This window comes from Qipengyuania aestuarii (assembly GCF_019711535.1).
GTDB lineage: Bacteria > Pseudomonadota > Alphaproteobacteria > Sphingomonadales > Sphingomonadaceae > Qipengyuania > Qipengyuania aestuarii.
The window spans coordinates 569,981-590,063 of the sequence record NZ_JAIGNP010000002.1 but is presented as its reverse complement, the minus strand read 5'-3'; the positions used below and the strand labels follow the sequence as shown (position 1 = coordinate 590,063).

21 protein-coding genes are annotated in these 20,083 nt (G+C 60.2%); 8 read left to right on the top strand and 13 right to left on the bottom strand.

The genetic code is table 11. The features are described from left to right. Positions 1 to 25 precede the first annotated feature (25 nt). Together K3175_RS07985 and K3175_RS07980 are read right to left on the bottom strand one after the other, a co-directional pair. On the bottom strand, positions 26 to 868 hold the full coding sequence (locus K3175_RS07985) for an arginyltransferase (protein WP_221542829.1): 843 nt from the start codon (positions 866 to 868) through the stop codon (positions 26 to 28). 153 nt (positions 869 to 1,021) lie between these two features. Beyond that, the gene (locus K3175_RS07980; protein ID WP_221542828.1) at positions 1,022 to 2,275 is read right to left on the bottom strand and encodes a threonine ammonia-lyase; all 1,254 of its coding nucleotides are present in this window, start codon (positions 2,273 to 2,275) and stop codon (positions 1,022 to 1,024) included. A 109-nt stretch (positions 2,276 to 2,384) separates the two neighbouring features. On the opposite strand from K3175_RS07980, the gene K3175_RS07975 reads away from it, so the two are divergent. Further along, positions 2,385 to 4,034: an amidohydrolase gene (locus K3175_RS07975; RefSeq protein ID WP_221542827.1), complete on the top strand. Its 1,650-nt coding sequence runs from the start codon at positions 2,385 to 2,387 to the stop codon at positions 4,032 to 4,034. On the opposite strand, the gene tatC is transcribed toward K3175_RS07975, so the two are convergent. From tatC to K3175_RS07930, 9 genes are all read right to left on the bottom strand, one after another. Beyond that, entirely contained in the window at positions 4,019 to 4,834 is an 816-nt protein-coding gene (gene tatC, locus K3175_RS07970) for a twin-arginine translocase subunit TatC (RefSeq protein WP_221542826.1), read from the bottom strand. The genes K3175_RS07975 and tatC overlap by 16 nt on opposite strands. Beyond that, a complete protein-coding gene (tatB, locus tag K3175_RS07965; RefSeq protein ID WP_221542825.1) occupies positions 4,834 to 5,283 on the bottom strand; it encodes a Sec-independent protein translocase protein TatB in 450 nt (149 codons plus the stop codon). Before tatB ends, tatC begins: the two co-directional genes overlap by 1 nt. Before the next feature lie 23 nt (positions 5,284 to 5,306). Further along, positions 5,307 to 5,537: a twin-arginine translocase TatA/TatE family subunit gene (gene tatA, locus K3175_RS07960; protein ID WP_221542824.1), complete on the bottom strand. Its 231-nt coding sequence runs from the start codon at positions 5,535 to 5,537 to the stop codon at positions 5,307 to 5,309. 65 nt (positions 5,538 to 5,602) lie between these two features. Continuing rightward, the gene (gene scpB, locus K3175_RS07955) at positions 5,603 to 6,205 is read right to left on the bottom strand and encodes an SMC-Scp complex subunit ScpB (protein WP_221542823.1); all 603 of its coding nucleotides are present in this window, start codon (positions 6,203 to 6,205) and stop codon (positions 5,603 to 5,605) included. After that, the gene (locus K3175_RS07950) at positions 6,202 to 6,945 is read right to left on the bottom strand and encodes a segregation and condensation protein A (protein WP_221543178.1); all 744 of its coding nucleotides are present in this window, start codon (positions 6,943 to 6,945) and stop codon (positions 6,202 to 6,204) included. Before K3175_RS07950 ends, scpB begins: the two co-directional genes overlap by 4 nt. A 56-nt stretch (positions 6,946 to 7,001) precedes the next feature. After that, the gene (gene nagZ / locus K3175_RS07945; RefSeq protein WP_221542822.1) at positions 7,002 to 8,021 is read right to left on the bottom strand and encodes a beta-N-acetylhexosaminidase; all 1,020 of its coding nucleotides are present in this window, start codon (positions 8,019 to 8,021) and stop codon (positions 7,002 to 7,004) included. A gap of 90 nt (positions 8,022 to 8,111) precedes the next feature. Further along, entirely contained in the window at positions 8,112 to 8,816 is a 705-nt protein-coding gene (locus K3175_RS07940) for an SPOR domain-containing protein (RefSeq protein WP_221542821.1), read from the bottom strand. A gap of 4 nt (positions 8,817 to 8,820) precedes the next feature. Beyond that, on the bottom strand, positions 8,821 to 10,560 hold the full coding sequence (gene argS, locus K3175_RS07935) for an arginine--tRNA ligase (RefSeq protein WP_221542820.1): 1,740 nt from the start codon (positions 10,558 to 10,560) through the stop codon (positions 8,821 to 8,823). 68 nt (positions 10,561 to 10,628) lie between these two features. Then, on the bottom strand, positions 10,629 to 11,282 hold the full coding sequence (locus tag K3175_RS07930; RefSeq protein ID WP_221542819.1) for a hypothetical protein: 654 nt from the start codon (positions 11,280 to 11,282) through the stop codon (positions 10,629 to 10,631). Between the two features lie 93 nt (positions 11,283 to 11,375). Here K3175_RS07930 and ispH point away from each other — a divergent pair, with 93 nt between their 5' ends. The 3 genes from ispH to rnhA are packed head-to-tail and all read left to right on the top strand — an operon-like array spanning position 11,376 to position 13,797. Continuing rightward, the gene (ispH, locus tag K3175_RS07925) at positions 11,376 to 12,362 is read left to right on the top strand and encodes a 4-hydroxy-3-methylbut-2-enyl diphosphate reductase (RefSeq protein ID WP_221542818.1); all 987 of its coding nucleotides are present in this window, start codon (positions 11,376 to 11,378) and stop codon (positions 12,360 to 12,362) included. Continuing rightward, complete coding sequence (thrB, locus tag K3175_RS07920) at positions 12,363 to 13,319, top strand: homoserine kinase (protein ID WP_221542817.1); 957 nt, start codon at positions 12,363 to 12,365, stop codon at positions 13,317 to 13,319. It abuts the gene before it with no gap. Between the two features lie 28 nt (positions 13,320 to 13,347). Further along, on the top strand, positions 13,348 to 13,797 hold the full coding sequence (rnhA, locus tag K3175_RS07915; RefSeq protein ID WP_221542816.1) for a ribonuclease HI: 450 nt from the start codon (positions 13,348 to 13,350) through the stop codon (positions 13,795 to 13,797). On the opposite strand, the gene K3175_RS07910 is transcribed toward rnhA, so the two are convergent. Beyond that, entirely contained in the window at positions 13,794 to 14,891 is a 1,098-nt protein-coding gene (locus K3175_RS07910; RefSeq protein ID WP_221542815.1) for an NAD(P)/FAD-dependent oxidoreductase, read from the bottom strand. The genes rnhA and K3175_RS07910 overlap by 4 nt on opposite strands. Then, entirely contained in the window at positions 14,888 to 15,799 is a 912-nt protein-coding gene (locus K3175_RS07905) for an alpha/beta fold hydrolase (protein WP_345719338.1), read from the bottom strand. The genes K3175_RS07910 and K3175_RS07905 overlap by 4 nt, the downstream gene beginning before the upstream one ends. Positions 15,800 to 15,957: 158 nt before the next feature. Between K3175_RS07905 and K3175_RS07900 the strand changes: the two genes are divergently transcribed. The 4 genes from K3175_RS07900 (at position 15,958) to K3175_RS07885 (ending at position 20,077) form a co-directional block, all read left to right on the top strand. After that, a complete protein-coding gene (locus K3175_RS07900) occupies positions 15,958 to 16,671 on the top strand; it encodes an A24 family peptidase (protein ID WP_221542814.1) in 714 nt (237 codons plus the stop codon). Positions 16,672 to 16,759: 88 nt separating this feature from the next. Further along, positions 16,760 to 17,830 (top strand): Flp pilus assembly protein CpaB, encoded by a 1,071-nt coding sequence (gene cpaB / locus K3175_RS07895; protein WP_221542813.1) that lies wholly within the window; start codon positions 16,760 to 16,762, stop codon positions 17,828 to 17,830. A gap of 38 nt (positions 17,831 to 17,868) precedes the next feature. Next, the gene (locus tag K3175_RS07890; protein WP_221542812.1) at positions 17,869 to 19,413 is read left to right on the top strand and encodes a type II and III secretion system protein family protein; all 1,545 of its coding nucleotides are present in this window, start codon (positions 17,869 to 17,871) and stop codon (positions 19,411 to 19,413) included. 13 nt (positions 19,414 to 19,426) lie between these two features. Then, positions 19,427 to 20,077, top strand: coding sequence for a CpaD family pilus assembly protein (locus K3175_RS07885; RefSeq protein ID WP_221542811.1), 651 nt, complete (start codon positions 19,427 to 19,429; stop codon positions 20,075 to 20,077). Positions 20,078 to 20,083 lie beyond the last annotated feature (6 nt).

Sequence of the window (20,083 nt, the reverse complement as noted above, 5' to 3'; positions counted from 1 at the left end):
GAGCTTCAGCCCACTGCGAAACCTGTCAATCGCGGACCTTGTACCGCAATCTGCCACCGTCCTTCGACGGCATGGGATCGATATTGCGCGAACCGTCCGATTGGACAGAATTCTGGATGAGGCGCTTTTGCTCGACATCGTGAAACCGCTCCCACCCGAGCCGTGTAAGACGCTCGAGCGGGCGGTATCGAACTTTGTATTGCATCCGATCCGACCCTTCGACCCAATAGCCGAGGTATACATAAGGCAGTCCGCTGTCGGCAGCACGCCTGATGTGGTCGAGAATAATGTAGTTCCCAAGCCCAGATCGATCCTCAATTTCAGGGTCGTAAAAGCTGTAGATCATCGACAGCCCATCACCCTGCACGTCTGTGAGACATGCACCGACCAGACGACCCGGCTCGGCACCTACTCCCGCTTCCCGATATTCAATGACATAGCTGGATACGGGCGTATGTTCCACCATATCCGCAAAATCTGATTCGTCCATCTCTGCCATGCCGCCACCGGGGTGACGTGCGGCGAGATATTTACGTAACAAGGCGTATTGCTCTTCGGTCGCCCAAGGCCGGCATTCCGACACGACAAGATCGTCGTTCGCTTTCAACGTCCGCTTCTGGCTCGACGATGGCTTGAACTCTTCGGCGACGACCCGCACAGACACGCATGCCTGGCAATCGAGACACGATGGCCGGTACGCCACCGTCTGGCTGCGGCGGAAGCCGATGCGGCTCAACGCTTCATTGAGTTCATCCGCGGATTCGCCTCGTAATTCGGTAAAGACCTTCCGTTCGCTCCTGCCCGGCAGATACGGACAGGGCGCCGGGCTGGTCACGAAGAACCGAGGAAAACGAATGGGTGCCGTCACGGCTGCGTCCTTTATTGCTGCGAAGCTGTATTCGCCAACAATGCCGTTATGCATGACGCGGGCCCGGGTTAAAAGACTCTTAACCATGAAAATTGGCCTCTCCGCACGAGTCGCGCGAAGAGGCCGGGAAATTTACCTGATCGTCATGCGACTTTACGCTAATTCGGCCAGCTCGACATGGTAGCCCTTGCCTTCCAGCGCCTTGATCAGACGATCGATCTGCGGCGCGTCGCGCGCTTCGCATTCGATCTCGGTGATCAGGCCCTTGGCAGGCAGAGTGGTAAAGATGCGCTGGTGGTAGATTTCTATGATGTTGACGTTGTGCTCGTTGAACTCGCGCATCACCTTGAACAGCGCACCGGGGCGATCCTGAAGAGTAATCCGCAATCGCGCCAGCCTGCCGGAGCGCGCCAGATCGCGGACCAGAACGTTGGCCAGCAGCCGGGTGTCGATATTGCCCCCGCACAAAACCAGCCCCACGCTCTTGCCAGCGAATTTCGCCGGGTTCGACAACACCGCAGCAAGGCCCGCTGCCCCTGCCCCCTCGACGACGGTTTTCTCGATCTGGAGAAGCAGGGAAACGGCATGTTCGAGATCCGCCTCTTCGACCAGAAGAACTTCGTCCACGAGTTCGGAGATGATCTGCCGCGTGAATGCCCCCGGCTCCTTCACTGCGATGCCTTCAGCCAGCGTATCGCCGCCACACGGCAGAACGTCGCCCGTCACCGCAGAATACATGGATGGGTACAGTTTTGCCTGCACCCCGATCATGTGAATATCCGGGTTGAGCGCCTTGGCCACGGTGGCCATGCCACTCATCAGCCCGCCGCCGCCGATGGGCACGACAAGATAATCGAAATCGAGCTTCTGCTCGAGCATTTCGAGAGCCACCGTTCCCTGACCGGCCGCGACCTTCGGATCATCGAAAGGATGCACGAAGGTCAGACCGCGTTCGACTTCCAATGTTCGGGCGTGCTCGTACGCTTCATCGAAAGTCTCGCCGAACAGGACAACGTTCCCGCCCACGCTTTCGGTCTGCATGACCTTCACGCTTGGAGTTGTGGAAGGCATCACGATGGTCACCGGCACGCCCAACCGGCGCCCGTGATAGGACAGGCCCTGCGAATGATTTCCTGCCGAAGCCGCAATGACACCATTCGCGCGCTGTTCGTCCGACAATTGCTCCAGCGCATTAAGCGCGCCCCGCTCCTTATAAGCGGCAGTAAACTGGTGGTTTTCGAACTTGAGCCAGACATCGGCGCCCGAAATGTCGGACAAGGTAATGGAGCGCATCATCGGCGTCTTGACCACCGAGCCATCGATGCGCTGCGCCGCCTGGCGCACATCGGCTAAGGTAAGAAGCTCGCGCGCGTCCTGGTCGGCGCGCTTTGGTGATGCCTGTATCATGGTTTCGGCCCCTAGGGCGCGGGTGGCGGCGGCGCAATTGCTGAAAGGGTTTGCGCGCGCCAAGCTATGCCTTATCGCACGGTTCGAAATGCAGACTTGGGATCGCCTCATGAAATTGAAATTCGCTACCGCCCTTCTCGCTTCGGCGATTGCAATGCCTCTCCATGCCGACGTACTGGTCGACAATGTAAGCGGCGTCACTCTCGACGAAGATGGCAAGGTCAAGCGCTTCGAAGCGCTGGTGATAGGCGACGATGGGCGCATCGCACAGGTCCTGACCCGAGGTCAGGAGCGTCCGCGTACCGATTACCGCGAAGATGGTCAGGGAAAGATAATGATCCCCGGCATGATCGACGCTCACGTGCATGTGATGGGGGTTGGTTTCGGCGCCCTGACGCTCGACCTGTCGGAAACCAATTCGCTGGAAGAGGCGCTGGAAAAAATCCGCGTTTTCGCAGCCGAGAACGAATCCCGCCCCTGGATCCTCGGACGGGGATGGAATCAGGAAAAATGGGGTCTGGGCCGTTTCCCGACTTCGGTGGAACTGGACCGCGCAGTAAGTGATCGGCCGGTCTATCTCCAGCGGGTCGATGGCCACGCCGGATGGGCCAATAGCCTAGCGCTGCAAGCCGCAGGCATCACTGCCGCGACGAAATCGCCGAGTGGCGGCCGGATCGAAAAACTTGCCGATGGCAAGACGCCGTCGGGTGTATTCGTCGATGCGGCCGAGGAATTGATGAATTCGGCCATCCCCGCGCCGCGACCGAACGAGCGCGACCTTGCCTTTGCCGAAGCGCAAAAAGTGTTTCATAGCCAGGGCATTACCGCTGTGGCCGACATGGGCACCAGCATCGAAGACTGGCAGGCCTTCCGCCGCGCAGGCGATAACGGTTCGCTGACGCTCCGGATCATGAGCTACTCGGCGGGTATGGACCAGGCGTTGCTTATCGCGGGCGCCAACCCCTCGCCCTGGCTTTATGATGATAAGCTGCGCCTCAACGGAGTGAAGCTCTATCTTGACGGGGCACTTGGTAGCCGCGGCGCGTGGTTGAAAGCGGATTATACCGATGATCCCGGAAATCGCGGCCTGCCGCTGATGGGGCCTGCCCAGCTGCGCAACATTCTCGTGCGGGCAGCGCAGGGAGGGTTTCAGCCGGCAGTTCACGCGATCGGGGATGCAGCCAATGCCGAAGCGCTGAACGCCGTCACCGAAATCGCGGAAAGTTTTCCGCAAGATTTGCGCTGGCGGATCGAACATGCGCAGATCGTCGATCCGGCTGACCTGCCGAAATTCGCCAATCACGGCATCATCGCCAGCATGCAGCCGGTGCATCAGACGAGCGATATGTACATGGCAGAAGCACGTCTTGGCGAAGAGCGGCTTGGCGGGGCCTATGCGTGGAACACGATCCTCGGTCTTGGCGGCACGCTAGCCTTCGGGTCCGATGCCCCGGTAGAGTCCGCCGATCCCTTCGCCGGCTTCGCTGCCGCGATCACGCGCACCAATGCTGCTGGCGAGCCTTTCGGTGGCTGGAGAGCGAGTGAGCGCGTCAGCAGAGAGCAGAGCTTCGCCGCGTTTACCGCAGACGCCGCCTATGCCGGATTTGCCGAAGGCCGGTTCGGCCGGTTGTTGCCTGGCGAACACGCAGACTTCGTTCTGGTGGATACCGATCCGCTCATGGCGTCGCCTGATGAAATACGGCAAACCCAAGTGTTCGAGACATGGATCGGCGGCCAGAAGGTTTACGACGCCGACTGATCGCTTTCGGCAGCAGCCGGGTCCTCTTCCTCCGCCTTGGTCTTGGCATCGCGCCGATCGAAGACACGCATCAAGAGAAGCGAGCCTTCGAACAAGATCAGGAGCGGCACCGCCAGCAGCAATTGCGATCCGGGATCGGGCGGCGTGATCACGGCCGAGAGCGTGACCACGAAGACGATCACGTAGCGCCGCGCGCCCGCCAGCTGGCTGCGGGTGACGATCCCGGCGCGGTGCAGAAGCAGCAGCAGCACGGGCAGCAGAAAGCTCATGCCGAATGCCAGAATGAACTGCATCACCAGCCCGAGGTATTCGTTTGCCGTTGGCAATGCCTGAATTTCGAGCCCGCCCGCCGTTCCTTCGAATCCGAGGAACCAGGTGAAGGCGGTCGGCATCACAACGAAATAGGCAAGCGATGCGCCGGCAATGAACAGGAACGGCGTCGCCACCAGAAAGGGAAGAAAGGCCTTCTTCTCCTTCGCATACAGACCGGGTGCGACGAATGCCCAGAGCTGGTTGGCGATATAGGGAAACGAAAGGCAGAAGCCGGCAAACAGCGCTACCTTCAACTCGACGAAGAAGACTTCGTAGAGCTTGGTGAAGATCAACTGCCCCTCGCCGTCGGGAAACGCTTGTTTGAGCGGCTGGATGAGAAAACCGAGGATCTCGTCGGCAAAGTAGAGGCAAACGCTGAATGCGACCACGAGGGCCGCTACGCAGCGCACAAGCCGCGATCGCAATTCGATCAGATGATCGAGCAGCGGAGCCTGCGTGTCATCGATATCTCTCAGCTCAAAGGCCATCAGCGGTCCTTGCCATCCTCGTCGAACGGCAGGCCTGGCTCGTCAGTGCTTCGGGCTGGCTCCGCGCGAGGAGATGCGGGCCGGCCCACCTTGTTGACCGCCGCCTCTGCGGTGGTGTCGCCAACCGCGGGGTCGCTGCGAGGAGGCAGGGGTTCCATCCCCTCACCCGCTGGCAGGATATATTCGGGCGCGCCGCCTTCGGGTTCGCCGCCGGTCGGGTACTTGGCCATGATCTCCTTGTTACGCTGAGACCATTTTTCTTCCATGTCCTCGATTTCGGCCTGACGCACCATCTCGTCGATCCCGGACCGGAAATGCGAGGAGATACGGCGCAGTTTCCCGATCCAGCGGCCTGCAGTACGCATGGCCGCGGGCATGTCCTTGGGACCTATCACCAGAATTGCGACCACCACGATAACGAGCAGTTCGGCCGCGCCGACATCGAACATTGTTTAGCGGCTCTTGCTGAAGGTCACTTGGTCTCGGACGGCTGCTTAACCTGATCTTCGGTCAGCCCCTCATCCGCGGGCTTCGCCTCGTGCGAGATGCGCTTGGCGGGCTTGGCCTCTTCTTCGTTCATGCCCTGCTTGAAGCTTTTGATACCTTTGCCGAAATCGCCCATCATTTCGGAAATTCTTCCCCGACCGAACAGCACGAGTATCAGGATGGCGATGATGACGAGTTGCCATGGGCCGAGCGACATTTTGAATACCTTCCAAACGGATGTGTCTAAACGCAAGTATAGGCGTGCTTGAAGGCGAATGCCAGTCAGGCGTCGCGTGAAGTATTGTCTTCATCATCAACCGGCCCGCTTTCGTCGCCAGTCAGCTCCTCATAGGCTTCCTCCACCGGGTCGAGCAGGCCGGTCGCGCGCAATTCCGCTATTCCCGGCAGATCGCGGCGGCTGGAAAGCCCGAAGTGATCGAGGAATTCGGGCGTGGTGGCATAGATCGTCGGGCGTCCCGGCACCTCGCGCCGCCCGGCGATCTTCACCCAGCCCGCCTCCATCAGCACATCGAGCGTGCCGCCGCTCGTCTGCACCCCGCGGATCGATTCGATCTCGGCGCGGCTGACCGGCTCGTGATAGGCGATGATCGCCAGCACTTCGGTGGCGGCGCGCGACAGGCGGCGCAGCTGTTCGCGCTCCTTGCGCAGGAGATGCGCCAGATCGGGCGCGGTCTCGAAATGCCAGCGTTTGGCGCGCTCTACCAAGTGTATGCCGCGGCCCTCGTATAAAGACGCCAGAGCCTTCAGCGCCGCGCGCACTTCGCTCTTGTCGATATCGCCCAGGAAGCTTGCCAGCGCATCCACGCTCATCGGATCTTCCGCCGCGAACAGCGCGCCTTCGATGGACCGTTCGAGCGCGTTCACTGGACCCGCCGCAGCCGCATGGGACCGAAAGTCTCGTCCTGCGCGATTTCGGCACGGCCCAGCCGCGCCAGTTCGAGCGCTGCCACGAAACTCGATGCGAGCGCGGATTTGCGCAACCGCGGTTCCGCATGAGGCGGGAGAAATTCGCGTAGTTCCATCCATTCCAGCGTCACGCCGAGCATGTTCGAGACGCGGTCAAGCGCGGATTCCAGCGTCATCACGGGCCGTTCGCGCACCATATGGACTGCCGGCGCAGTGCGCGCCTTGACCCGTCCATAGGCCTCGATCAGGGCGAACTGGTCACACTCCCAGCGGGTCTTGCGAACGATATCCAGTCCCTCCGGAGCGCCGCGAAGGAAGACATCGCGCCCGATCCGGTTGCCCCCCAACAGGCGGCCCGCGGCCTCGCGCATCGCGCCGAGCCGCTGCAACCGCAGCTGCAGCTTCAGCGCCAGTTCTTCGGGGCTGGGATCTTCCTGCTCGTCCTTGGGCAGGAGCATGGCCGATTTGAGATAGGCGAGCCACGCCGCCATCACGAGATAGTCTGCCGCAAGCTCCAGCTTGAGAGCTTCGGCCTGTTCGATATAGTCGAGATATTGTTCGACCAGCGCGAGGATCGAAATCTCTCGCAGATCCACCTTCTGCCGCCGCGCGAGGTCGAGCAGTAGATCGAGCGGCCCTTCCCAGCCTTCCAGTTCCAGATAGAGGGCGTCGCTATCACCCGCGTCTTCGGCGGCCATGCCGGGCGGCTGGTTATCTTTCTCCTGCGGTGTCTCCGCAAAGAGAAAGCCGCTGTTCACGCAGCCTGCTCCGTCAATGCCAGCAGGGCGTCGCGCTTGGCGATAAGATCCGCCGTCTCGATTTCGTCCGGCTGATCGCCCATCGCGCTGTGCACGCGGTCGAGCCTTTGCGCCGTCTTTTCCGCCATATCCGAGAATCGCTCGGCAATCTGGCGCTGGTCATCCATATTGGCCCAGCAATTGAGAATGATGTCGCAGCCAGCAGCCAGCGCCGCCGCACCGCGATCGGGTATGGTGCCTTCAAGCGCCTGCATGTCGATATCGTCGGTGAGCAGCAGGCCATCGAAGCCGATCCTGCCGCGGATTATCTCGGCGATCACCGTGTCGGACAATGTCGCCGGATTGCTGTCGTCCCATGCGGTGAAGACGATATGCGCGCTCATGCCGAGCGGATGGCCAGCCAGTTCGCGGAACGGCGCGATATCCGTTTCCAGCTCAGCGTCGCTGGCGGTCACGACGGGCAGTTCCTTGTGGCTGTCCATCGTCGCCCGGCCATGGCCCGGCATATGCTTGAGGCACCCCACAACGCCGGCTCTGGCCATGCCATCCAGCACGGCCCGGCCCAGCGCTGCCACCTGCATCGGCTCGCTGCCGAGCGCGCGATCCCCGATCACATCGTCGGTTTCAGGGCGCCGGACATCGAACGGGGCGTGGAAATCGACCGTCACGCCGACCAGCGCCAGTTCCCGCGCGATAGCTTCGGCATTCACGCGTGCGGCTTCTATGGCCGAGGCAGGTGCGATCTCGAACAGCCGCGAAAAGGCTTCCCCGGCCGGATATTTCGGCCATTCAGGCGCTTTCATGCGGGCAACGCGCCCACCTTCCTGGTCGATCGATACGATCAACCGATCCCGCCCGTGAATGGCCTTCAGATCGTCGGTCAGGCGCCGCATCTGCTGGCGGTCGATGCAATTCCGGCCGAACAGGATATAGCCGGCAGGATCGGCGTCCTTGAAGAAGGCACGCTCGTCGGCGGAGAGTTCTGGGCCGGCAATGCCGAAGATGGCGGGTGTCATGGCGATAAAACTGCGATCTTTTTGGCGTCAGGCCAAGCAAATCGCGGCCATCAGGTGTGGAAAATCAGACGGAAAAGCCGTGACCACCGGCTATTTGACGAAGCAGGCCAGCCCGTCGTTCTGCAGCCGGTTGCACAGCGAACGCGCTTCGGCATTGCTGCCGGTCAGCGCCTGCAGCCGGTAGACGGTGCCGATATCCACCTGGGCTTCAGCCACCCGGTGCCGCACGCCGTTCAGGACCTCTGTCTGCCTGATGAGCCGGCCCCAAGCCTCTTCTGCATCGGCGCGCTTCGGATAAGCACCTACCTGCACACTGGTCCCCTTGGCGGGTTCCGGACTGCGTGGCCCCTCGTTCATGGTCGTGGCGAGCGAGGGTGCGGCGGTTTCTGCTGGTGCGGGCTCGACGGGTGCCGGAGTGGCCGGCTTGTCGGCCAGCTTGCTTTCGCGCCGTTTTCCCTCGCCCACGGCGAAGCTGGTGTCGCCGGTACCGGCAAATTCCTTGCCGCCGGGATTTTCCGGTCGTGTCTTGTACGGCTCTGCAGGCGCTTCGACCACGCTGCCGTCCGCAGGGGGCTCGTCGCTGGTTACGCCCATGGTGAACCATGCCGCGCCGACGAGGGCGGCGACGAATAGAAGCGAAAATACGCCAACCATGATCAGGCGCGAGGTGGCGAAACCAGTCCCGCGCTCATCCTCGTCTTCCGCTTCGAGCCACGGCAGTCGCTCGTCGCTGTCGATCAGTTCGAGATCGGTATCTTCCCAACCCTCTCCACGCTCATATGGCCCGGTTGCCATCGATCTACATCTCCTCGACTGCCTCGACACCCAGGATGCCGAGGCCGTTGCGGATCACCTGTCCGACCTGTGCAGCCACGAACAGGCGCGCTGCGGTAAGTTCAGGATCGTTCTCCTGAATGATCCTTTTCGCCGGATCATCATTACCCGCATTCCAGAAGCTGTGGAAGGCCGAGGCGAGATCGCCGAGGAAGAAGGCGATACGATGCGGTTCGCGGGCCTTGGCGGCCGCTTCGACGACGCGCGGGAATTGGGCAGCTTCGCGCACCAGCGCAAGCTCGTCCGCGCCGAGGCGGTCGAGATGCGCATCGCTCGGCTCGACACCCGCCTTGCGCAAGGTGGAGCGGATACGCGCATGCGCATACTGGAGATAGAAGACAGGGTTGTCCTTGCTTGCCTCAACCACCTTGGCGAAGTCGAACTCCATCTGCGCTTCGGGCTTGCGGGTGAGCATGGTGAAGCGGACCACGTCCTTACCCACTTCCTGCACCACATCGGCCAGCGTCACAAAGGTACCGGAGCGCTTGGACATCTTCACCGGCTCGCCATTGCGAACGAGATTGACCATCTGCACCAGCTTCACATCGAAAGGCACATCGCGGCCGGCGCCCTTGGTCAGCGCGGCGACGGCGGCCTTTATCCGCTTGACCGTGCCCGCATGGTCCGCCCCCCAGATATCGATCAGCGCATCGGCGCTTTCCGCCTTCTGGAAGTGATAGGCGAGGTCTGCGCCGAAATAGGTCCATGCGCCATTCGATTTCTTGATCGGACGGTCCTGATCGTCGCCGAACTCGGTCGAACGGAACAGCGGCAGTTCGACCGGTTCCCAGTCTTCCGGCGGAGCCTTGCCCTTGGGCGCTTCGAGCACGCCGTCGTAGACGAAGCCATGTTCGCGCAGCCAGGCTTCGGCCTCGGCTGGCTTGCCCGCTGCCTGAAGCTTGGCTTCGGAAGAAAACAGATCGTGATGGATACCGAGCAGCGAAAGATCCTCGCGGATCATGTCCATCATGGTGGCGACCGATCGTTCGCGGAACAGCTCCAGCCACTCGCTCTCGGGCGCGTCCTTGAACCTATCGCCGAATTCCTGGGCCAGCCGCTCGCCGACCGGCTTCAGATAGTCACCGGGGTAGAGGCCTTCGGGAATTGCGCCGATATCTTCTCCCAGCGCCTCGCGGTACCGCAGATGCGCGGAGCGTGCGAGGACATCGACCTGGCCGCCGGCATCGTTGACGTAATATTCGCGCGTGACCTTGTGGCCGGAAAATTCCAGCAGTCCGGCCAGCGCATCCCCCACCACGGCGCCGCGGCAATGCCCCATGTGCATCGGGCCCGTGGGGTTGGCAGAAACATATTCGATATTGACGACCTGGCCGCCCCCGATCCCCGACCGGCCGTAATCGTCGCCCAGCGTGGCGATTGCCGACAGCTCGCGCAGCCAGGCGGTTTCTGCCAGCCGCAGATTGATGAAACCGGGGCCGGCGATGCTCGCCTCGGTGATATCGGGCTCGCGGTTCAGATGCTCGACGATAAGCTCGGCCAGGGCGCGCGGATTGGTCTTGGCCTGCTTGGCAAGGACCATCGCGGCATTGGTGGCGAGATCGCCATGCGAGGGATCGCGCGGAGGTTCGACCGTGACGCCCGATCGGTTCGCTTCGGGAGGAAGATGTCCTTCCATCTCGAGGGCGTTGAGAACAGCGTCGATTCTCGCCGCGAAACCGGCGTGCAAAGTCTGGATGTCGGACATAGCTGCGCGCCTAAACGAATGGCGCGAAATGGCAAGATGCTAGGCGCCAGCCCGGCGCCTGGATGATCTCACCGCGTCGCGTTGTAACGCAGCTGATCCTGGGTGAGCTGGAAACCGACCAGCATTTCGAAAGTCGCCCGCTGCACCGCCGCCCTGACTTCCGGATCGGCCAGCGGATCGACCGCCGCATCGGGATCGCCCGCCTCACGCTTGCGCGTGATTTTCTCGCGAATGTCCTCGGGCAAGGTTGCATCCGCGCGGTTAACATAGGCCGCGGCCTTGCCGCTCGCCATCGCGCGCTCTTCGCCATCGGCAAAAGTGAGCGTCACCGTTCCCAGCCGCTTCGAGATCACTGCGCTACCGCCGCGAAGGACGGTGGAGAAATAGGGCAGTTCGACCGAGCGGGCACCGGTAACATCGCTGCGCCGTGCGACGACATTGAAAGTCGCCTCGGTGTAAACCCGGTCACCCGTTTCGTTGCAGGTCGAGGTGAGATCCGTCATCGAGGCGGTCACATCGAGATCGGCAAGTGTGCGCGATGTCGGGCTGCGGAACAGCGTGATGTCGCCCGTATAGTCGGGAATGCCCACTGCGGGACAGGTCGTGCGGACTGCGGTGATCCCCGCGCCGCCACCGTCAACCACCAGTTCACCGGAGGTTTTGCAACCTGCCAGCGCAAGGCCAAGTCCCACAGCGGTCAGGAGGCGATTACGGGTGATCATGTCGGCGGCATTCCTCAAGTGTTCGTATGCGTACCCCTCGGCGGGGCTCGCGTCCCCTAGCTTGACGCGATGCAAAGCGCTAGGGGGGCTCATATGAACGCTCCCTTTCAATCCCCGAACGGCGCTGCTCAGGCCGGAGATCCGCGTCTGCCGCTGAAATTGCTGATCGCCGCGCCGCGCGGTTTCTGCGCAGGCGTCGACAGGGCGATCGAGATAGTGGAACGCGCGCTCGAAAAATACGGAAGGCCCGTCTACGTCCGTCACGAGATCGTCCACAATCGCTACGTGGTCGACTCGCTCAAGGCCAAGGGCGCCATTTTCGTCGAAGAGCTGAGCGAAGTGCCTGACGATGCGCCCGTGGTGTTTTCCGCGCATGGGGTGCCTAAATCGGTGCCTGCCGAAGCGGATCGCCGCAAGCTCCTCTATGTCGACGCGACCTGCCCGCTGGTCAGCAAGGTCCACCGCCAGGCCGAACGTCAGATCGAGAAAGGCCAGCACATCCTGTTCATCGGCCACGCCGGTCATCCCGAAGTCATCGGCACCATGGGCCAGGTCCCCGAAGGCCGCATCACACTGGTCGAGACTGTGGATGATGTTGCTGAACTTCCGTTCACCACCGAGGACGATCTGTCCTACCTCACGCAGACCACTCTGTCCGTCGACGACACTCGCGAAATCACCGACGCGCTGGAAGCGCGTTTCCCGCAGATCGTCGCGCCGAAGGCAGAGGATATCTGTTATGCGACCAGCAACCGGCAGGCTGCGGTCAAGATCATCGCGCCCTCCTGCGATCTCGTCCTCGTCATAGGTGCCCCGAACTCTTCCAATTCCGTAAGACTGGTCGAAGTAGCTGAACGATTGGGTACTAATGCTCGCCTCATACAGCGCGCCGACGAGATTCAACCCGCATGGCTCGAAGGGGTTGGAACCGTCGGCCTGACAGCCGGGGCCTCCGCACCCGAGAAGCTTGTCCGCGAAGTCGTGGACCGTCTGTCCGAATGGCGATTGGTCGAAGAAGAACCGGTCACTGCAGCGGAAGAAACGATGGTGTTCAAGCTGCCCCGCCAACTCACCGAGTAAGTGGCTGTCTACACTCACCTTGGGGCAGAGGATTTCGCTGGCCTGATAGCGGAATATGATGTCGGCGATCTCGTTTCGGCCAAGGGCATCGCGGAGGGTGTTTCGAATTCAAACTGGCTGCTCGAAACCACCCGGGGCCGCTACATTCTCACCATGTATGAACGGCGCATAGACATTGCGCAGTTGCCCTTTTTCCTCGGCCTCCTCGATCATCTCGCGCGATCGGGCTGCGCGGTGCCTGCCACTATTCACGATCGGCATGGCGCTTCTCATCGCGAAATAGACGGCAAGGCTGTCGCCCTCATCGAGTTTCTTCCCGGCGTTTCACCAACTCGCCCGACACCAACACAGGCAGCAGCCGTCGGTTCGGCTCTGGCGAAAGTGCATCTCGCCGGGCAAAGCTTTGGCGAAAGACGGGCGAACGATCTTGCACCAAAGGACACGGCTGAAATCTTACGAGACAGCGATCCGGCGAAGCTCACGGATATCGATGGCCGTCTTGCTGATATTGCCGAGCGAGCGGATAGGCTCGTCGCCCGGTGGCCACAATCGCTGCCCTGCTCGATTATCCATTCAGATCTGTTTCCAGACAATGTCTTGATGTTGGACGGTGCGGTTTCAGGCATCATCGACTTCTATTTCGCGGCATACGATATGATGGCTTACGATTTGGCCGTCACCCATGCCGCCTGGTGCTTCGGTGCCGATGGTACAAACTTCGATAGTGCTGTCGGCAAGTCGATCGTTCAGGGTTACGAAGCGATAAGGCCGCTGACAGCGGAGGAACGAGAGGCGCTGCCCATTCTGGCGGAAGGTGCCTGCTTGCGATTTGTGGCCAGCAGGGCCGAAGACTGGCTCGACACCCCAGCCGATGCCCAGGTACTCCGCAAAGATCCTATCGATTTTCTTCGCCGATGGGATTTCTACGCCGAAAAAGGTGCTACCGCGTTTGCCTGATGTCGATCGCGCGTTAAGGGCATGCGCAATGAAACGGATCGAAATCTTTACCGATGGCGCCTGCAAAGGAAACCCAGGACCGGGTGGCTGGGGTGCTTTGCTACGGATGGGAGAACACGAAAAGGAACTATCGGGCGCCGACCCGCAGACCACCAATAACCGGATGGAAATGACCGCGGCGATCAGGGCATTGGAAGCGCTCAAAGAACCTTGTGAGATTACCCTCCATACAGACAGCACCTATCTGATCGATGGCATCACAAAGTGGATTCACGGGTGGAAGAAAAAAGGCTGGAAGAACGCGGCGAAAAAACCGGTCGTAAACGAGGATCTATGGCGCCAGCTCGATGATCTTCGCAGCAAACATCAAATCGAATGGCAATGGGTGAAAGGTCACTCTGGCCATGTTGAGAACGAACGGGTCGATCAACTGGCGAGTGACGCGGCGGAATCCATGGGCAGGCGCAAGCGCAGCTAATAAAATCGGGATGGATCATAAAGTGATGCATCAAGGCATCGGGTCATTTCGTCACGTGGTTCGCCAAGTAATAGCTGCGCGACCAATCTGGCGGCAGCGGGTGATGTCTGAATGCCGAAGCCGCCCTGCCCCGCGAACCACGCAAAGCCTTCCACGCGAGGATCGAACCCGTAAATGGGCAGCCGATCGGGAGCGAAGCTGCGCAGGCCAGCCCACCGCTTCTCAACGGCTTCGACCTTCCAATTTACAACCTGCTCCAATCGGTGGATCGCCGTCGCGACTGCCAGCTCTTCCGGTGCTGCGTCGCATGGCTCACTCGGTTTTTCATCATGCGGGCTCAACCAGAGCCGACCGGCTTCAGGTTTAAAGTAGAAATTGCCCGAAATATCGAGCACCAGTGGTTGATCAGGTGCCGGCGCTGGATCGGTGCGAAGCTGAACCACTGTGCGGAGCAGAGGCTGAATTCCAATAGCGCTCGCACCAACCCTCACCGCGACATCATCCGCCCACGCACCCGCCGCGTTAACAAGAACCGAAGCGGCAAAGATCCCGGCCTTGCCGCAATCCAGCCGCCAAGAATTTTTGATTCGATCTGCAGTCTTTAAGGCCGCCCGGCATTCCAAATCTACCTTCTCTGCTCGGCAAAGCGCCAGGAAATGAGCATGCAGACCGGCCACATCAATGTCAGCGCATGCAGGCTCCCAAATACCACCTGTCCAATCGGTCCGCAGCCCAGCCACGTGCGCGTGTAACATCGAGGCGCCCACTCGCTCTATTCCCGCTCCTGTATCCGAAAACCGGTCCATGAAGCTGGCGAGACGTTCCTCATCCGATTGCCTGCCAATGTAGAGAGCACCGCGCTTGGTGAGAAAACCGTGGTCCCGCAGATATGCGCCAGAGGCCAGCGTCAGCGGGACAATTTCCGGACCGCCGTAACATTCGTCCCAGAAAGCTGCGGATCGACCAGTCGCATGGTAACCAGGCTGATCCTCCGCTTCGAGCAGCAGGACATGAGCTCCATGCTGCCCAAGTTCGGCCGCAAGGCTCGCGCCGGCAATCCCGGCCCCGATGATGGCAAAATCATAAGTTTTCACTTCGGTCGGGGTACCACCCGATTGAGGAATTCGGAGATAGCTTGCATGGCCCGGTGACGCACGGCGGGAATCTCACGCAAGATTTCGTGGCGCGCCTCGTCGCCGAACGCAACCAATTCACCATGCGGCAAGCGAGTGGAAGCTCGCACCGCAGCCTCATGCTTTACCAGTTTGTCGTTTGAAGTGGAGATTATCAGGACCGGAACGTTCACCTTTTCCATGCCCCCCGGCGTCTCCAGCTTGCGGATCGACGCGTAGGCCTGTTCGACCCACCTCCAACTTCCCGGCCCCATAACCAGAGACGGCCTGTGTTCGCGCCAGTATAGTTCATCTTCATAACGCGCGTCGTCATGTGTGAGCAGGTCGCGCCTGCGTGAAGGCATTTCCCCGGGCTTCTCGCTCCATTTCCAAGCCTGTCGCTGAGGCGACCCAATACGGTTCATCAAGCGCGCAACGGAATGAAGTATTGCAAGAGGCAGTGGAGGCCCGGCCATCTCGAGCATCGGAGCCGACAGGACAACCGCGTCCGGGTCCACTGTTTTTTCGACGAGCGCGCGGGTCACGATGTGACCACCCATTGAATGACCGATCAACACATGCGGACCGGGCGTAGACCTTTTCCAGGCCCTCCAGAAATAGGACAGATCGGCGACCCAATCGCCAAAATCTTCCACATGTCCGGTCACGTCGTCATTTCCCAAACGCCCGGACCCCGCCTGACCGCGCCAGTCCGCTGCTGTAACCGCCCACCCTGCCCGATGCCATTCTTCGAGGCTTTCGAGATATTTTTCGAAAAAGTCGGCGCGGCCGGGAAGAAACAGGATCGATCCGCGCTTCTCAGCGCCAACCCCGGGCCAATCGATGCGGCGCAATTCGTGTCCATCTTCCGCGAACCACTTGCTCTCCACGGCATGGACTGGAATCGTCCGGCGCTCGATAGGCGCAGCGCTTTGCGAAGTCAGCGGGGCGGGAATGGGAAACCTCCGTTAGACGCGATACACATGGTTACTTTTTAGTAAGCATGTATCTGTAGACACACCTCTCGATAGAAGTTCGGGACGGTGCAATGGACAATGTGATTTTCACCTATGTGCTGCTCGGCGCCTTGGCAATGGCGCTGATAGTAGCGGCATTCACCGACCTCAAAAGTCGGATAATCAGCAACAGGCTGAATGTCGCTATCGCAGCGGGGGCGCCTCTGTTCTGGTTGGCAACTGGCTTGGAGGTTTGGCCCGGCATCGCCTTTCAATTGGGCCTGGCAGGAATCACCTTTGCCATCTGCGCTCTCTTTTTTGCCATAGGCCAGATGGGCGGCGGCGATCTCAAGCTTCTGACGGCACTGGCGCTCTGGTTTCCGCCCATGGAATTTGTTGGGCTCGTGCTGATCATGGCAATGGTCGGCTGGGTATTGACGCTGGTCATGGGCATTTGGGGCGTATCCCGCTCTAATATTGTCGGCGCGAAACCCCTCAGAGATACCGCGATCCTGATTGGCTGCACACTCATCGCAGCTGTCTTCGCAAGCTCCATTCTCGGAGGACCTCGGTTCGCTTTACCTCACGCGCTTGGCGAATCGGTCGAAAGCAATGTTGGCGTGACGATCGCCATGGCGGTGGCACCAATCGCGTTGCTTGCGCTGGTCACTCTCGCTTCGATCAAAATCATTCGCCGGCATAAACACCAGCCGCGCATACCGTATGGCCTGGCCATCTCCATCGCTGGCCTATGGGTCGTGGCCACCGCGCTTGGACCGGATATTGCGCCAGTCCTTGCGGGCTGAAACGCGATTTTAACCAATCGCTACTTAAGAACAAAGTCATACCCGCCCGCATCGAATCTGCCGGGCTAACTGAGAGGGCTGACAAGCCATGGATAGGAAGAAACTGGTTCTGCTGGTAAGTGCACTGATCGTTGCGATCGGGACCGCTCTTATTGCACGCAGCATCTTTGCAGGCGCTGCCGCCCCGCAAGCGGAGGCCGCGGCGGTGGTTGAGAATCAAGGACCCAAAGTGCTCGTCGCACAGCGGGCTTTGCCCATCGGCACGATCATAACCGCGGACGCCATCGGCTATCAGCTTTGGCCGAAGGAACTTGTGCAGGATGCCTACTTCCTGGACGGTGAAGCCAATGTAGAACAGCTGCTTGGCACTGTGGTACGCCACGCAGTAACTGCTGGCGAACCGGTCACTCAGGGGTCGCTTGTCAGCCCTGGCGATCGCGGTTTCCTTGCCGCTGCACTCACGCCTGGAATGCGCGCCATCACCGTTCCTGTAGATGTCAAAGCTGCCGTGGCCGGGTTTGTCTTCCCGGGTGATCGTGTCGACATGGTTCTCACGCAATCCGTGTCTGGCGAGGGCGCTGCGCTCAAGGCATCGGAGACGATCCTTCGCAACCTACGCGTTCTCGCAACCGATCAGTCGACCAGCCAGCAAACTGTGGAAGGCCAAACCCGAGTCAAATCTTACCGTACCGTAACGCTGGAAGTAACCCCGACGATTGCCGAAAAGGTTGCTGTAGCGCAGACACTGGGCTCGCTAAGCTTGGCACTTCGGCCTCTCGCCGACAGCCACAGCGAACTCGAGCGCGCCATCGCTTCTGGAGACGTTGTTATTCCAGAGGGCACGTCACCTGCAGAAGAAGAGCGGCTTCTTCGCGAAATCGCAAGCCGCCCTGACGATGGTAAAAGCACTTTCGTAACCGGTGGCGACGTATCGCGCTTCCAGCGCAGCTCAATGCCGGCACCGATTCGTTCCGCACCATCTGGTGGTGGCGAGATCGGCGGCGGAGCTCCGGTTCGTACCGGGCCCACCGTTACCGTAACTCGCGGGAAGCGAAGCGAAAACGTCAGCATCGGATCCGGCGGCCTCGCAAGCGCAGTCGGCGGCGGGGTGGCCAATGCGGGTCAGACCGTCCCGTCCGCCATGAGCACCATCCGTTAAAAACGAAGCTGACAATAAGTCACTCTAGGGGCAAGTCCATGAAACGTCGTCTCACCACCAAACTGCTGTTTGCCAGCATCGCGCTTGCACCGCTAGCCGCTGCTCCGGCGACCACGGCAACGGCACAGTCCGTAATCCGTCCCAACCAAGACATCGTCCTTTCGATCGGGCGCGGCGAGCTCATCAACATTCCTGGCTCGATGTCGGATGTCTTCATCGCGGATGATGGCGTGGCAGATGTCCAGATCAAGTCGCAGCGGCAGCTCTACCTCTTCGGCAAAGCCGGCGGCGAAACGACCGTCTACGCGAGCAACGCATCAGGTCAGATTATCTGGTCCGCAAATGTGCGTGTGGGATCGAACATCTCCAGCATTGATCAGATGCTGAACCTCGCCATGCCTCAAGCGAAGGTAAACGTGGCAACGATGGGGACGAACACGATCCTTCTTACCGGAACCGTAGGGGCTCCGGAAGATGCCGCCGACGCGCAAGCCTTGGTCGAGGCCTATGTAGGTGACGAATTCAATGTCATCAGCCGGTTGCGGATGGCAACACCCTTGCAGGTCAACCTCCGCGTCAAGGTCGCCGAAGTCGGCCGCAGCGTTGTTCGGGCTCTTGGCGTCAACCTGGCGACCGTCGACGCTACAAGTGGGTTCAGGTTCGGAATTGGCCAGGGGTTTCCCAACGGAGTTCCCATCTTCACGCCCGATGGTCCCGCCGGACTCGGCGTTGGCTTCAATCAGGTCACGCAGGGCGGGACGAGCGTCCCCACGACTGGGCAAGGGAGCACTCTGGGCTTCGCGGGCAAAATCCTAGGTCTAGATGTTCTCTCAGCGCTAGACCTCGCTGAAAACCAGGGCCTGGTGACAACCCTTTCAGAACCGAACCTCACTGCGCTCTCTGGGGAAACCGCGGAATTTCTCGCTGGTGGGGAATTTCCCGTGCCGTCAAGCGGCGGGCTTGGTTCGACGAGCATCACTTTCAAGCCGTACGGGGTAAGCCTTTCCTATACTCCGACGGTTCTTGCCAACGGCAGGATTTCGATGCGTGTGCGCCCGGAAGTTTCGGAGATTTCCAATCAGAACGCTATCCAAGTTGGCGGTTTCCAAATTCCTGCGCTGGTCACGCGCCGGGCAGAAACGACCGTTGAACTGGGTTCGGGGCAAAGCTTCGTTATCGCGGGGCTGCTTTCGAATAATTCTCAAAACGCCATCGAAAAAGCGCCAGGACTCGGCGACATTCCGGTCCTTGGTAATCTTTTCCGTTCAACAACTTACCAAAAAGGCGAGACCGAATTAGTCATCGTGGTTACGCCTTACCTCGTCAAGCCAGTCAACGAGAACGAAATCAGCCTCCCCACTGATGCGTATCTGAAGCCCACCGAGCTTCAGCGGCTGATGCAATTCCGTGAAGCAGACGGTGTTTCGGGGGCGAAACGACCTTCGGCAACTGCGGTCACTACGGAAGCTACCCCGGCCATTTCCAGGGGTTCCGCCCAAGACAGCGGAGCGATTGCGGTGACTGATCAAAAGCAAGCTAATCCGACGACTGCAGCGGCCAAACCTGGCTTCAGCTTTGAATAAGAGGGAGCAATTCATGCCATTTTTCACTACTCGAAAATTCGCCGCTCCACTCGCAGCGGTCCTTGCGCTGGCCTCAGCCTCCTGTGGCCCCATGAATATGGAAAACCGTTCGCTTTACAGCGTCAATCAGCCGATCGTTGAACGATCCAATTATGCATTGGATCTAAACACCAGCGGCGCGGGCTTAGCGGTCTCCGAACAGCGCCGGTTAGCCGACTGGTTTGAGACCATGGATCTGCGTTATGGGGATCGGATTTCAATCGACGCCTCATCCAACAACGTAGCGGTCAAAGACGACGTTGCCACGATCGCAGGCCGTTATGGCCTGATGGTCGATGAGGGCGCTCCACTCACCACGGGAACGCTCGGTTCAGGCCAAGCAAGGGTTATAATTACCAGGACGTCGGCTTCCGTTCCGGGATGCCCCGACTGGTCCCACACAGCAGAGTGGAACCCGAGTAATTCGACCAATCCGAATTACGGATGTGCGACGAACAGCAATCTGGCCGCAATGATCGCCAATCCTGAAGACCTTATCAGGGGTCAGGAAGGTACTGGTGAGACCGTTGTTACCACGTCGACAAAAGCCATAAAAACATATCGCGACAAGGATCCGACCGGCGCTGGCGGCCTTTCCGCGGTCAGTACCGGAGGAGGCCAGTAAGCCATG